Consider the following 14,070-nt stretch of genomic DNA (forward strand, 5'->3'; position numbering starts at 1 on the left):
AAAGAATGCTAACAGGTTATACAAAATGGCCAAAAGAATTTGCTGATCGTTATCGAGAGGAAGGGTGTTGGCTTGGGGAAACATTTGGCGTGATGTTAAGAGAGCGAGCTGAAAAATATGGCGATCAAATTGCAGTTGTAAGTGGTAATACGCATATTACGTATAGTGAGCTTGATAAAAAAGTAGATCGATTAGCTTCAGGGCTACTGAATTTAGGAATAAAGCAAGAGGATCGAGTTGTAATCCAGCTACCTAACGTTATCGAGTTTTTCGAAGTATGTTTTGCGCTATTTCGAATTGGGGCACTTCCTGTTTTTGCATTACCTTCACATCGAAGCAGTGAAATTAGTTATTTTTGTGAGTTTGGTGAGGCGAGTGCTTACGTTATTTCAGATAAAACTCTCGGTTTTGATTATCGAAAACTAGCAAGAGAAGTGAAAGAGAAAGTGCCAACTTTACAACATGTAATTGTAGTGGGAGAAGAAGAAGAATTTGTGAACATAAGTGATTTATATATAGATCCCGTTCCATTACCAGAAGTTCAGCCAAATGATATTGCGTTTCTCCAATTATCAGGGGGGACAACAGGACTTTCTAAATTAATTCCTCGAACGCATGATGATTATATTTATAGTTTACGTGTTAGCGCTGAAATTTGTAATTTAAGTGCAAAGAGTGTCTATATGGCCGTTCTTCCAGTAGCACATAATTACCCGATGAGCTCTCCTGGAACATTTGGAACTTTCTATGCGGGTGGAAAAGTAGTGCTGGCAACTGGAGGTAGTCCAGATGAGGCGTTTGCACTTATTGAAAAAGAAAAAGTTACGATTACTGCTCTTGTACCGCCATTAGCAATGATATGGCTTGATGCTGCATCTTCACGTAATAACGATTTATCGAGTCTAGAGGTGATTCAAGTAGGTGGCGCGAAATTTAGTGCTGAAGTTGCAAAACGTATACGCCCTACATTTGGATGTACATTACAGCAAGTATTCGGTATGGCGGAAGGATTAGTGAACTATACAAGATTAGATGATCCTGAAGAAATTATTATTCATACACAAGGTAGACCAATGTCTGCACTCGATGAAGTACGAGTTGTTGATGAAAATGACAACGATGTAAAACCTGGCGAAGTAGGTAGTTTATTAACAAGAGGGCCATATACAATTCGTGGTTATTATAAAGCAGAAGAGCATAATGCACAATCGTTTACAAAGGATGGATTTTATCGCACAGGAGATCTTGTGAAAGTAAATGAACAAGGTTACATCATTGTAGAAGGAAGAGATAAAGATCAAATTAATCGTGGCGGTGAGAAAGTTGCCGCGGAAGAAGTTGAAAATCATCTATTAGCACATGATGCAGTACATGATGTAGCGATTGTATCTATGCCTGACGATTATTTAGGAGAACGTACTTGTGCATTTGTTATAGCTCGCGGACAAGCTCCGGCAGTAAGTGAATTAAAAATGTTTTTAAGAGAACGCGGTATAGCAGCTTATAAGATTCCAGATCGAATTGAATTTATTGAATCATTCCCACAAACAGGCGTTGGAAAGATAAGCAAAAAAGAATTACGTAAAGTCATTGCTGAAAAACTTATTACAGTAAAACAATAATAAAAACAGGAAGGAAGTGATTAGATGGCTATCCCATCTATTTCAGTATATAAAATGCCAATTGAATCAGAACTACCAAAAAATAAAGTGAATTGGACACCAGATCCGAAACGTGCAGTACTTTTAATTCATGACATGCAAGAATATTTTCTTGATGCATATAGCGATAAAGAATCACCGAAAGTAGAACTTATTTCAAATATTAAAATGATAAGAGAAAAATGTAAGGAACTTGGTATACCAGTTGTTTATACAGCGCAACCTGGTGGGCAAACGTTAGAACAGCGAGGTTTATTACAAGACTTTTGGGGTGACGGTATTCCTGCTGGACCAGATAAAAAGAAAATTGTTGATGAACTTACTCCTGATGAGGATGATATATTCCTAACAAAATGGAGATATAGTGCATTTAAAAAGACAAATCTATTAGAAATTTTACATGAACAAGGAAGAGATCAACTCATTATTTGCGGTATTTATGCGCATATTGGCTGCCTTTTAACAGCTTGTGAAGCATTTATGGATGGTATTCAGCCGTTCTTTGTAGCAGATGCAGTTGCTGATTTTTCACTAGAGTATCATAAACAAGCATTGGAGTATGCATCTAATAGATGTGCAGTAACGACATCAACAAGCCTACTGTTAAACGATTTACAAAGTGTCAAAGGTGATGAGAGTGAAGGGATCACTATACAGGAAGTGCATGAATTAGTTGCACAACTACTTCGTGAGCCAGTAGAGAGTATTGATATTGATGAGGACTTATTAAATAGAGGGCTTGATTCGGTCAGAATTATGAGTTTAGTAGAGAAGTGGCGTCGTGAAGGGAAAGAAATCACTTTTGCAGATTTAGCAGAACGTCCAACTGTTGCGGGTTGGTACAGTTTACTATCTTCACAAACAGCACAGGTGCTGTAACAAATAGACTACATAATAAAGGGGTAGTAAAGAATGCCTAACAGTCAAAAGATTCGTCATTCGTTATCATCTGCGCAGTCTGGCATGTGGTTTGCGCAACAATTAGATCCACTTAATCCGATTTATAATACTGGGGAATATGTAGAAATAAACGGAAATATGAATCAAGAAATTTTCGAATTAGCAGTACGTAAAGTTGTAATGGAAGCTGAGGCACTTCATGTTCGTTTCGAAGAAGATGAAATTGGCCCATGGCAAGTTATTGAAGAATCACAGTTTCATATGCATTTTATTGACGTTCGTAAAGAAGAAAATCCTGAAGAGGCTGCTAAAGCATGGATGAAAAATGATTTATCTATGCCAGTCGATTTGAAAAAAGATACTTTATTTATTGAAGCGCTTATTCAAGTTGAAAATAATCGTTTCTTTTGGTATCAGCGCATCCATCACATTGTGATGGATGGCTATGGATTTTCACTTCTTAGCCAAAAGGTAGCGAATGAGTATACATCACTTATAGAAGAAACAAACAAGAATGAAAAGACATTTGGCTCTCTTGCAAAAGTTGTGCAAGAAGATATGGAGTATCGTGAGTCTAAACAATTTCAGGAAGATCGTGCTTTTTGGTTAGAAAAATTTGCGGATGAACCAGAAGTTGTAAGTTTGGCAGAACGAGCACCGAGAACATCAAATGGATTTTTACGCGAAACAGCTTGTTTATCTAGTTCTAGTACAAAAACTTTACTAGAAGATATCAATATTTCGTTAACAAGTTGGCCGGAATTCATTGTCGCTGTAACAAGTATTTATATGCATAAATTAACAGGTGAAAATGATATTGTTTTAGGTTTACCGATGATGGGACGTCTAGGTTCTGCATCTATTCATACACCTAGTATGGTAATGAATTTAGTACCACTTCGTCTTACTGTAACTCCAAATATAACTCTCGTAGAATTATTACAGCAAGTTTCTAAAGAAATCCAAGATGTACGTCGCCATCATAAATACCGTCATGAGGAATTAAGAAGAGACTTAAAGTTATTAGGTGAAAATCAAAGATTATTTGGACCGTTAGTGAATGTTATGCCTTTTGATTACGGGCTTAACTTTGGTGGGAATCGTGGTATTACGCATAACTTATCAGCAGGACCTGTGGATGATTTATCGATAAATGTATATAAACGTTTTGATCAAAATGAGCTAATGATTCATTTTGATGCGAATCCGGAAGTATATAATGGTGCGGAGCTAGCATTGCATAAAGAAAGATTTATGCAATTATTAGAATTAATGATAAATGCTTATCAAAAAGACGAGTCGATTGGAAAGATAAATATTACTCTTCCTGAAGAAAATCATAAAGTTTTATTGGAATGGAATGAAACGAAGGAAGACGATGAGTTAATCAGTCTACCTATATCATTTGAAAAACAAGTGCAAAAAACCCCAAATAAACTAGCGATTACTTGTGACGGTGTAAACTTTACGTATAAAGAGCTAAATGAACGAGCGAATGAACTAGCACATTATTTAGTAGAAGAAGGAATACGACCAAATCAGTTTGTAGCTTTAGTATTTCCAAGATCAACGGAAATAGTGGTTAGTATGCTAGCAGTTTTAAAGGCTGGTGCAGCGTATTTACCAATAGATCCAGAATATCCAGCTGAGCGAATAAATTATATAGTAAATGATGCAAAACCAGTTTGTATCATAACACATTCATCTGTTTCATCTAAGTTAGTTATAAAAAATGATATAAAAAAAATTGTATTAGATGATGAAGAAACGAAACTAGCATTACATACATCTTCTCGTATGAATATAGCATGTAAGAATGATGTATCACTTTTAAACTCAGCCTATACAATATATACTTCAGGCTCAACAGGAAACCCAAAAGGTGTAATTGTTCCTATGAGAGGTTTAAGTAACTTTTTAATGGCTATGCAACAAAAGTTTTTGTTATATGAACATGATCATTTATTAGCAGTTACAACATTTGCGTTTGATATTTCTGCTCTAGAAATTTATTTACCTCTTATTAGTGGTGCGAGTTTAACAATTGCGCAAAAGGAAGACATACAAGAGCCTTCTGCATTAACGACACTTTTACATGAAGAAAGAGTGACCATTATGCAGGCTACACCGACGCTTTGGCAGGCGTTAGTAACTGATTATCCAGAGAAGTTACAAGGGCTAAATATACTTGTTGGTGGTGAAGCTCTTCCAGGGCATTTAGCAAATAAATTAAGAGAATTAGGCTGCTCAATAACTAATTTATATGGGCCAACTGAAACGACGATTTGGTCTACCTTCATGAACATTGATGAAAGTGAAAAGGGGATACCTCCTATCGGAAAGCCAATTTGCAATACAGAAGTGTATGTATTGGATGCAGGGTTACAACCAGTTCCACCTGGAGTTATTGGTGAATTATATATTGCAGGGGAAGGACTTGCAAGCGGATATTTAGGAAAACCAGAGTTAACAGCTGAACGGTTTGTTGCAAATCCTTATGGAAAACCAGGGCAGCGCATGTACCGTACAGGTGATCTAGTAAAATGGCGCAGTGATGGTGTTTTAGAGTACATGAACCGCGCAGATCATCAAATTAAAATTCGTGGTTTCCGAATTGAATTAGCTGAAATCGAAATGGTAATACAACGACATGAAAATGTTAAGGAAGCAGTGGTTATGGTACGAGAAGATCGTCCAAATGATAAACGAATCATTGCGTATATTGTTGCCAAAAATAAGGAAATGATTAACCTTGCAGAAATTCGTTCTTATGTTTCAGAAAGTTTAGCGAATTATATGATGCCATCAGCATTTGTATTGCTAGAAGAATTACCATTAACGCCAAATGGTAAGGTTGACAGAAAGAAATTACCTGCTCCTGATTTTAATGGAATGAACAATGAGAGGGTTGCTAGAAATCCGAAAGAAGAAATATTATGTCATTTATTTGCAGAAGTACTTAGTGTTTCTCGCATTAGCATTGATGATAATTTCTTTGAAATGGGTGGACATTCGCTTCTTGCATCGCGTTTAATGGCAAGAATTCGTGAAATGTTAAGTGTCGAATTAGGAATTGGAAAACTATTTGAATCGCCAACTGTTGCTGAATTAGCGAAACAATTGAATCAAGCGAAAACTGCAAGACCAGCAATTAAGAAAGTAAGAAGACCAAATGAAGTTCCACTTTCATTTGCACAACGTAGATTATGGTTCTTGAATTGTTTAGAAGGTCCAAGCCCTACTTATAATATTCCGTTAGTTATACGTTTGTCTGGAAAGTTGAACGAGGAAGCATTGCAAGGTGCCTTTAATGATGTAGTCGAGAAACATGAAACACTTAGAACAATTTTCCCTAACGTATTAGGTAGTTCCTACCAGGAAATTTTACATATGGAAAATTTAAATCTAGAAATGATTAAAACAAAAACATGTAAAGGTGAATTAGAAAGTGCACTTGCGGAAGCGGTAAGATATAGCTTTAACCTCGATGTTGAACCAGCAGTTCGTTTGCAACTTTTTACAGTGAGTGAAAACGAACATGTAATACTAATTCTATTACACCATATTGTAGGGGATGGCTGGTCATTACAACCGTTAACGAGAGATTTTACAGCGGCGTATAAAGCGCGATGTCAAGGTAACAAAGTACAGCTAGAGACACTTCCGGTTCAATACGCAGATTATGCACTTTGGCAACAACAATTGTTAGGGGATGAAACTACACAAGAAAGTCTCATTTCAACACAATTAGATTTTTGGAAGAAAGAGTTAAAGGGATTACCAGATCAATTGGAGTTACCTACAGATTATCAGCGTCCAATGGAAACGAGTTACAGAGGAGAAACCATTCATTTTCATATAGATGCAGGTATGCATAGTAGGTTAGTAGAGCTCGCACGGAAAAACGGAGTTAGTTTGTTTATGGTATTGCAAGCAGGACTAAGTGCGCTATTTACAAGATTAGGTGCAGGTACTGATATACCAATCGGTAGTCCGATTGCTGGAAGAAACGATGATGCACTCTCTGACATAGTCGGTTTATTTGTAAATACGTTAGTGTTACGTACAAATACTTCAGGAGATCCAAGTTTTAAAGAATTATTAAATAGAGTGAAGCAGGCAAATCTTGCAGCTTATGAAAATCAAGATGTTCCATTTGAACGACTCGTTGAAGTGTTAAACCCGGTGCGTACTCGAAATAGTCATCCGCTATTTCAAGTTATGTTAGCTTTCCAAAATACGCCAGAAGCAATCTTTGATGTCCCGGATATAGAAGCGAGCCTTGAAATTCAAAGTGTTGGCTCTGCGAAGTTTGATTTAACATTTGAAATTAGTGAGAGTAACGGGGTTGATGGTACTCCGAACGGTTTACATGGATTACTAGAGTTTAGTACCGATTTATATAAACATGAAACGGTTCAAAAACTAATAGAACGATTCATTTTGTTATTAGATGATGCGGCGACAAATCCGGATCAATCCATTGGCAGATTAGAAATATTAACTTTAGCAGAGAAAAATACAATGTTAGAAAAGTGGAATGGTGGTTTTCAAATTGTCCCAGAAATGACAGTATCACAATTATTTGAAAAGCAGGTTCATATAAATCCAAATGCTATTGCTGTCGTCTTTGAAAATAAGAAATTAACTTATGAAGAGTTAAATAGAAAAGCAAATAAAATAGCTCGATTCCTAATAGCAAAAGGAATTGGTCCTGATCAACTCGTTGCTTTAGCGATGCCAAGATCATTAAACATGGTTGTAAGTTTATTAGCTGTTCTTAAAGCTGGTGCTGGATACCTTCCGTTAGATCCAGATTACCCAGCAGACCGTATTTCATTTATGCTACACGATGCGAAACCATCATGTGTTTTAACGAATTCAGAAGTGGAAATTGAATGTAATGAGGAACTAAAAGTTTTAGTTGATAATGTAAAAGTAATAGAAGAAATTGAGAAACATAGTGAAGACAATATTGATGAAATGGAGCGCGTGAAGCCATTAACTCCATCACATATTGCTTACGTTATTTATACATCAGGTTCAACAGGTAGACCGAAAGGTGTTATGATACCTCATCAAAATGTAGTAAGACTTTTAGGAGCAACTGATCATTGGTTCCAGTTTGATGGAAACGATGTGTGGACGATGTTCCATTCATATGCTTTTGATTTCTCGGTTTGGGAAATTTGGGGACCTTTATTATACGGAGGGCGTTTAGTTGTAGTTCCACATACTGTAAGTCGCTCGCCGAAAGAATTTTTACAACTTCTTGTTAAAGAAAAGGTAACTGTTTTAAACCAAACTCCATCAGCGTTCTATCAATTGATGCAAGCAGATCGTGAAAATGAAGAGATTGGTCAAAAATTATCTTTACGATATGTTGTTTTTGGAGGTGAAGCACTTGAGCTAAGTCGATTAGAAGATTGGTATAGTCGACATCCTCATGACGCACCGAAGCTTATTAATATGTACGGTATTACTGAGACGACAGTACATGTTAGTTATATTGAGTTAGACGAAACAATCGTTTCTTTACGAGCAAACAGTTTAATTGGGTGCAGTATACCCGACCTTAAAGTATACGTATTAGATCATTATTTACAACCAGTGCCACCTGGAGTAGTTGGAGAAATGTATGTTGCAGGTGCAGGGCTTGCTCGTGGATATTTAGGAAGGGCAGGTTTAACTGCTGAACGTTTTATTGCAGATCCATTTGGCAAGCCAGGTACAAGAATGTATCGTACTGGAGACTTAGCACGTTGGCGTCAAGATGGAACGCTAGATTATATAGGACGTGCAGATCATCAAATAAAAATTCGTGGATTCCGAATTGAATTAGGAGAAATAGAAGCGGTCATAATGAAACACCCTACAGTTGAGCAAGTAGCAGTTATTGTACGGGAAGATCAACTAGGGGATAAACGATTAGTTTCTTATATCGTCGCATCAAATAATGAAGCGATTGATACGAATGAAATGCGTCTGTTTGCTAGTGGTAGTCTACCAGATTACATGGTTCCATATGCTTTTGTAGTAGTAAATGAGTTGCCTTTAACTCCAAACGGTAAATTAGATAGAAAGGCATTGCCAGTTCCAGAATTTATCGCATCATCTTCTAGTCGTGGACCAAGAACACCGCAAGAAGAAATGTTATGTGACTTGTTTACAGAAGTGCTAAGTGTACCTCAAATTGGAATTGATGACGGATTCTTTGATTTAGGTGGTCATTCACTCCTTGCAGTGCAGCTTATGAGCCGTATTAAAGAAGCGCTTGGGATCGAATTAAATATCGGAACTTTATTTGCAGCACCTACTGTTGCAGGCCTTGCTGAAAGACTTGAAGTGGGAAATGGACAAAGTGCACTCGATGTGTTGCTTCCGTTACGAGCAAGCGGAAACCAATTGCCACTATTTTGTGTACACCCAGCAGGTGGATTAAGTTGGTGCTATGCAGGACTTATGAAATCTTTAGGAACAGATTATCCAATCTACGGCGTGCAAGCACGTGGTATCGCTAAAAATGAAGAACTTCCAAGAAGTTTAGAGGAAATGGCAGCGGATTATTTAAAACACGTTCGTGAAGTACAGCCTCACGGACCATATCGTTTACTCGGTTGGTCGCTCGGAGGAAATGTTGTGCATGCAATGGCAGCGCAACTACAAAATGAAGGGGAAGAAGTAGAATTACTCGTTATGCTAGATTCTTATCCTGGTCACTTCCTACCGAATACGGAAGCGCCTACTGAAGAAGAAGCGTTAATCGCACTACTGGCTCTAGGTGGATATGATCCAGACAACATGGATGGCAAACCACTTACGATGGAAAGTGCGATTGAAATACTTCGTAAAGATGGAAGTGCATTAGCAAGTCTTGAAGAAGAGACCATTTTAAATTTGAAAGAAACATATGTAAATTCGGTAGGATTATTAGGGAGATACGTACCGAAAGTTTATAACGGAGATATTTTATTCTTTAGATCTACTGTTATACCAGACTGGTTTGATCCCATTTCTCCAAATACATGGCTAAATTATTTAGACGGACAAATTGTGCAGCATGATATTGATTGTAGACATAAAGATTTATGTCAGCCAGGTCCACTTACGGAAATTGGACAAGTATTAGCGAAATATTTGCAGAATAAGAAAGGGGTAAGGAGAGTATGACGAATCCATTTGAAAATGATAATTACACATATAAAGTATTAATAAATGAGGAGGGCCAGTATTCTCTCTGGCCTATCTTTCTTGATGTACCTATTGGGTGGAATGTTGTACATGAAGAAGCTAGTAGAAAAGATTGTTTACAATATGTTGAGAATAACTGGAAAGATTTGAATCCAAAAAGTAATCAAGCTGGCGAAAAAATAGTAGTAGGAAAACGATAATGAAAGAAAAAATAAATCCAAAAGTAGTGGTAAGTATCGTATATATAACAGCGATGTTTATGGCTGCTATGGATGCAACGATTGTAAATGTAGCACTACAAACGATAAGTAAGGAACTGCAAGTGCCACCATCTGCTATGGGGACAGTTAATGTTGGGTATTTAGTTAGCTTAGCTGTTTTCCTTCCGATTTCTGGTTGGCTAGGAGATCGATTCGGTACGAAAAGAGTATTTCTAACTGCTCTTTTCGTATTTACAACCGCATCTGCGTTATGTGGGATAGCGAACGATATTACTTCCTTGAATATTTTTCGTATTATTCAAGGTGCTGGTGGGGGGCTTTTAACACCAGTTGGGATGGCGATGTTATTCCGAACATTTTCACCAGAGGAAAGGCCGAGAATTTCTCGGTTTATTGTGTTGCCAATTGCTGTCGCACCGGCAGTAGGACCAATTATTGGTGGCTTTTTTGTAGATCAAATGTCTTGGCGCTGGGCATTTTATATTAATTTACCATTTGGAATTATGGCGTTACTATTCGGTCTTCTATTTTTAAAAGAGCATATTGAAAAATCAGCTGGTCGCTTTGATTATCTCGGTTTTGTTTTTTCAGCACCAGGGTTTGCGATGCTAATCTATGCGCTCAGTCAAGGACCATCAAGAGGCTGGATTTCTACAGAGGTTATAAGTACTGGAATAGCTGGGGTTGTATTTATTACACTGTTTATCATTGTAGAACTTAAAGTAAAGCAACCGATGCTAGATTTACGCTTATTCAAAGAACCAGTCTTTAGAAAAATGAGTCTTATTTCATTGTTTTCTTCAGCTGGTTTACTAGGAATGTTATTTGTTTTTCCGCTTATGTATCAAAATGTAATAGGGGTATCCGCACTGGAATCAGGCCTTACTACATTCCCAGAGGCCATTGGATTAATGATATCGTCACAGATCGTACCATGGTCATATAAGAAATTAGGAGCTCGTAAGGTAATTTCTATAGGGTTAATTTGTACGGCGATTATCTTTATTTTATTAAGTTTTGTAAATCACGATACGAACCCTTGGCAAATACGGGTATTATTGTTTGGCATAGGTATTTTCTTAGGCCAATCAGTTGGAGCAGTTCAATTTTCTGCATTTAACAATATAACGCCGCCTTCTATGGGGAGAGCAACTACTATATTTAATGTGCAAAATCGATTAGGTTCAGCGATAGGAGTTGCTGTTTTAGCTAGTATACTAGCCGGTTTTGGAAATAGCAGTGTACAACATAATACTCATTCAGATTTATTGCCATATCAAGCAGCATTAATTGGATCAGCAATATTTTTACTCGTAGCATTACTATTTTCTTTACGTATTTCTGATAAAGAGGTAATGTCAAAAAAGAAGAAAAAACCGTTACCTGTATTACAAAAAGAGAAAGAAATTGTCAATGAATAAGTTTGGTAATATTATTTTGGAATAAATCTACATTGGGTATTTAGAAGGAGAGAGTTTACATGATAGAAAGTAAAGTTGTAGATTCTATACCAATTTTGAATGAGAATGATTGTCAAATATGGTGGGGAAGGATTTCGGATTTACAATCATGGCATTACAATTTACTAAATGATGTTGAACGAGAAAAAGCAAATTCATATCATCATTCGGCAGATCGTGCCCGTTTTATAATAGGCTGTGTAATTAGTAGATTAGTTCTAGGTAAAATGCTTTCTATGTCGCCAGTTCAAGTTCCAATTAATCGAATGTGCCCAGTATGTAAGCTACAACATGGTAGACCACAATTACCAGAGGGGATGCCGCAGTTATCGGTTTCACATTCGGGTGAGTGGGTTGTTGTTGCATTTACAAAGTCTGCACCTGTAGGCGTTGATGTTGAACAAATGAATCCAAATGTTGATGTTATGAAAATGGCAGAAGGCGTATTAACCGACATTGAAATAGCGCAAGTTATGAAATTACCTAATGAACAAAAAATAGAAGGTTTTTTAACATATTGGACTAGAAAGGAAGCTGTGCTCAAAGCGACAGGTGAAGGTCTAATGATTCCACCAGTGGATATTACTATATCAGCTCCAAATGATTCTCCAAACTTGTTAGTTTTTAAGGATAGACAAGAGTTAGTAGAAAATACAGTGATGAGAGATTTAAGGCCAAGTGTAGATTATATGGCTTCAATTGCAATATTTAGTAAAGAAGTCACCGAAATCATACAGCTGGATGCAGTAGCGCTTTTAAATTATAAATAAGTTTAATAAAATATTTTATAGAAGAGGTGTTCCTCATGCTAGTAGCGGAAAATAGAACAAATGAATTCACTTATCATGTACAAGCAATTAAAAATATTTTATTTTCTGGAGATACATCATCTATTCATGCTTTAGAAAAGTTATTGAATGATACAGTTCAGTTTGATGTTCTAGAACAAGAGGTGCTGGATAGACAGTATATCCCGAAAGAAGCAAAGAGTTTCTTTGATAAAAACGGAACATTTCTTTACCGTGTATCCAATATTAGTTATAAAGGAAAAGTATTATCTGAAAATCTCATTTTTGCGGATACCTCGTTTTTACCAAATACAATAAAGAGGGAGCTAGAGAGTGGAAACATTCCAGTTGAAAAACTTATAGAAAAGATGGAAGTAAGAAGGAACGTATTATATGAAGGATATCAGCCTTCTGGGAATATTATTGAATTGTTCGATGGATGCTCTGTTTCGGCGCATGTGTATCCAACAAGAAAATATCAAATTGTAAGTAACTGCAGATGCATATTTTATATTTGCGAGGTGTATCATGCAGAAAATATAAAGCAATTACTAAATTAAAACAAGAAACCAGCCTATAAAATGGCTGGTTTCTTGTTTATTTCACAGCTTCTTTTAACTCTTTACCTGCTTTAAATGCAGGAACTTTACCAGCAGCGATTTGAATTTCTTCGCCGGTTTGTGGATTACGTCCTGTACGAGCAGATCTTTCACGCACTTCAAAAGTTCCAAAGCCGATTAATTGAACTTTATCGCCAGACTGTAATGCAGTAGCAATTGTGTCAAATACAGATTGTACAGCTGCAGAAGCATCCTTTTGAGAAATATCAGCTGATTGTGCGACATTTTTAATTAATTCTGTTTTGTTCATGTTTTCACCTCATAAAAAAATTTTTTGGAATGAATGATTTAGTATAATAGATAGTAAAGATAAAGCTATTTATATTGTTAGAAAGAATGCTATATAGTTATGTTAATTTCGTTGCAAGAAACTGAATCCCTGCTAACAATTAGGGATTAATTAAGAATTGATGAATAGAAAACGCTGTAATATGAGGATGAGGGGGAGTATACGGATGATTTTTCGTGAAAAGGATGAGAAAGAAAGTATATTAATTCGTCAACATGATCATGGTTTTTTAGCTGGAGAGATTGCAAAGCATATAAAAGAAGATTTTTTTGAAGATGATACATATTTAAAAGAGACAATTGATGCAATATATGAGCATGATAGAGGATGGATAGAACTTGATAAAGTACCAATTTTGAATGATGCTAAAAATATCCCATATACATTTATGGATTGTCCAAGTTCATTACGCTTTGTCTTTTATACGATTGGTTTGAATGAAATTGAAGATTCCAATCCATACGGAGCATTACTTTGTAGTAAGCATTTTTTATCATTTCCATTAAATGAGGAAGATGAAGAGATGATGACATTTTATGCAGGTGAATTGAAACGACAAAAAAGAATATTGACAACGCTAACAAAAGAGCAATTTATGATGTTCGATAAACATTATAGATTATTAAAGTTTTGCGATGAACTTTCTTTATATGTCTGTATGAATAAACCAGGTGTAGAAAAGGAAGAGGAAATTGATTTGTTTAAAGATGGTTTTGAAGGAACAGAAATGTTTAATAGTAAAGAGGAGAAACCTATTCAAGCTGAATGGATAGATGAGGAAACTATTCGGATTACACCGTTTCCATTTCAAACGGAATTTCATACACATGTAAAATATAAAACTATAGATAAACGTGAAATTGAAGAAAAAGGAATTGTAAAGGCTGATAGAGAATCAGAAATGAAGAAACAAACTATTCGTTTCATACAATAAGGAGGC

Annotated in this window: 9 protein-coding genes; 8 read left to right on the forward strand and 1 reads right to left on the reverse strand. The window is 36.2% G+C overall.

The annotated features are described in order from the left end of the window. Positions 1-5 precede the first annotated feature (5 nt). The 7 genes from RTP99_RS04830 to RTP99_RS04860 are packed head-to-tail and all read left to right on the forward strand — an operon-like array spanning position 6 to position 12,781. Complete coding sequence (locus RTP99_RS04830) at positions 6-1,622, forward strand: (2,3-dihydroxybenzoyl)adenylate synthase (RefSeq protein WP_000955358.1); 1,617 nt, start codon at positions 6-8, stop codon at positions 1,620-1,622. Between the two features lie 24 nt (positions 1,623-1,646). Next, complete coding sequence (locus RTP99_RS04835) at positions 1,647-2,540, forward strand: isochorismatase family protein (RefSeq protein WP_001007251.1); 894 nt, start codon at positions 1,647-1,649, stop codon at positions 2,538-2,540. 33 nt (positions 2,541-2,573) lie between these two features. Next, positions 2,574-9,731 carry an amino acid adenylation domain-containing protein gene (locus RTP99_RS04840; protein ID WP_001133934.1) on the forward strand — a complete coding sequence of 2,386 codons (7,158 nt, stop codon included), beginning with the start codon at positions 2,574-2,576 and terminating at the stop codon, positions 9,729-9,731. Then, entirely contained in the window at positions 9,728-9,952 is a 225-nt protein-coding gene (locus tag RTP99_RS04845; protein WP_000184061.1) for an MbtH family protein, read from the forward strand. The genes RTP99_RS04840 and RTP99_RS04845 overlap by 4 nt, the downstream gene beginning before the upstream one ends. Continuing rightward, the gene (locus RTP99_RS04850) at positions 9,952-11,394 is read left to right on the forward strand and encodes an MDR family MFS transporter (protein WP_000659965.1); all 1,443 of its coding nucleotides are present in this window, start codon (positions 9,952-9,954) and stop codon (positions 11,392-11,394) included. The genes RTP99_RS04845 and RTP99_RS04850 overlap by 1 nt, the downstream gene beginning before the upstream one ends. Positions 11,395-11,453: 59 nt before the next feature. Then, positions 11,454-12,203, forward strand: a complete 750-nt coding sequence (sfp, locus tag RTP99_RS04855; protein WP_000572994.1) for a 4'-phosphopantetheinyl transferase Sfp — start codon at positions 11,454-11,456, stop codon at positions 12,201-12,203. Between the two features lie 35 nt (positions 12,204-12,238). After that, complete coding sequence (locus RTP99_RS04860) at positions 12,239-12,781, forward strand: hypothetical protein (protein WP_000959131.1); 543 nt, start codon at positions 12,239-12,241, stop codon at positions 12,779-12,781. A gap of 37 nt (positions 12,782-12,818) precedes the next feature. On the opposite strand, the gene RTP99_RS04865 is transcribed toward RTP99_RS04860, so the two are convergent. Beyond that, entirely contained in the window at positions 12,819-13,091 is a 273-nt protein-coding gene (locus RTP99_RS04865; protein WP_001043907.1) for an HU family DNA-binding protein, read from the reverse strand. 205 nt (positions 13,092-13,296) lie between these two features. Between RTP99_RS04865 and RTP99_RS04870 the strand changes: the two genes are divergently transcribed. Next, positions 13,297-14,064, forward strand: coding sequence for a DUF3891 family protein (locus RTP99_RS04870; protein WP_000577262.1), 768 nt, complete (start codon positions 13,297-13,299; stop codon positions 14,062-14,064). Positions 14,065-14,070: the final 6 nt, after the last annotated feature.

The organism is Bacillus sp. (in: firmicutes) (assembly GCF_031983925.1).
Classification (GTDB): Bacteria; Bacillota; Bacilli; order Bacillales; family Bacillaceae_G; genus Bacillus_A; species Bacillus_A pacificus.

What these genes read in the sequence shown, in the direction of transcription:
- RTP99_RS04835 (WP_001007251.1), top strand. Translation starts at nt 1,647, where the DNA reads ATGGCTATCCCATCTATTTCAGTATATAAAATGCCAATTGAATCAGAA.
- RTP99_RS04865 (WP_001043907.1), bottom strand. Translation starts at nt 13,091, where the DNA reads ATGAACAAAACAGAATTAATTAAAAATGTCGCACAATCAGCTGATATT.
- RTP99_RS04840 (WP_001133934.1), top strand. Translation starts at nt 2,574, where the DNA reads ATGCCTAACAGTCAAAAGATTCGTCATTCGTTATCATCTGCGCAGTCT.
- RTP99_RS04830 (WP_000955358.1), top strand. Translation starts at nt 6, where the DNA reads ATGCTAACAGGTTATACAAAATGGCCAAAAGAATTTGCTGATCGTTAT.
- RTP99_RS04845 (WP_000184061.1), top strand. Translation starts at nt 9,728, where the DNA reads ATGACGAATCCATTTGAAAATGATAATTACACATATAAAGTATTAATA.
- RTP99_RS04870 (WP_000577262.1), top strand. Translation starts at nt 13,297, where the DNA reads ATGATTTTTCGTGAAAAGGATGAGAAAGAAAGTATATTAATTCGTCAA.
- RTP99_RS04850 (WP_000659965.1), top strand. Translation starts at nt 9,952, where the DNA reads ATGAAAGAAAAAATAAATCCAAAAGTAGTGGTAAGTATCGTATATATA.
- sfp (WP_000572994.1), top strand. Translation starts at nt 11,454, where the DNA reads ATGATAGAAAGTAAAGTTGTAGATTCTATACCAATTTTGAATGAGAAT.
- RTP99_RS04860 (WP_000959131.1), top strand. Translation starts at nt 12,239, where the DNA reads ATGCTAGTAGCGGAAAATAGAACAAATGAATTCACTTATCATGTACAA.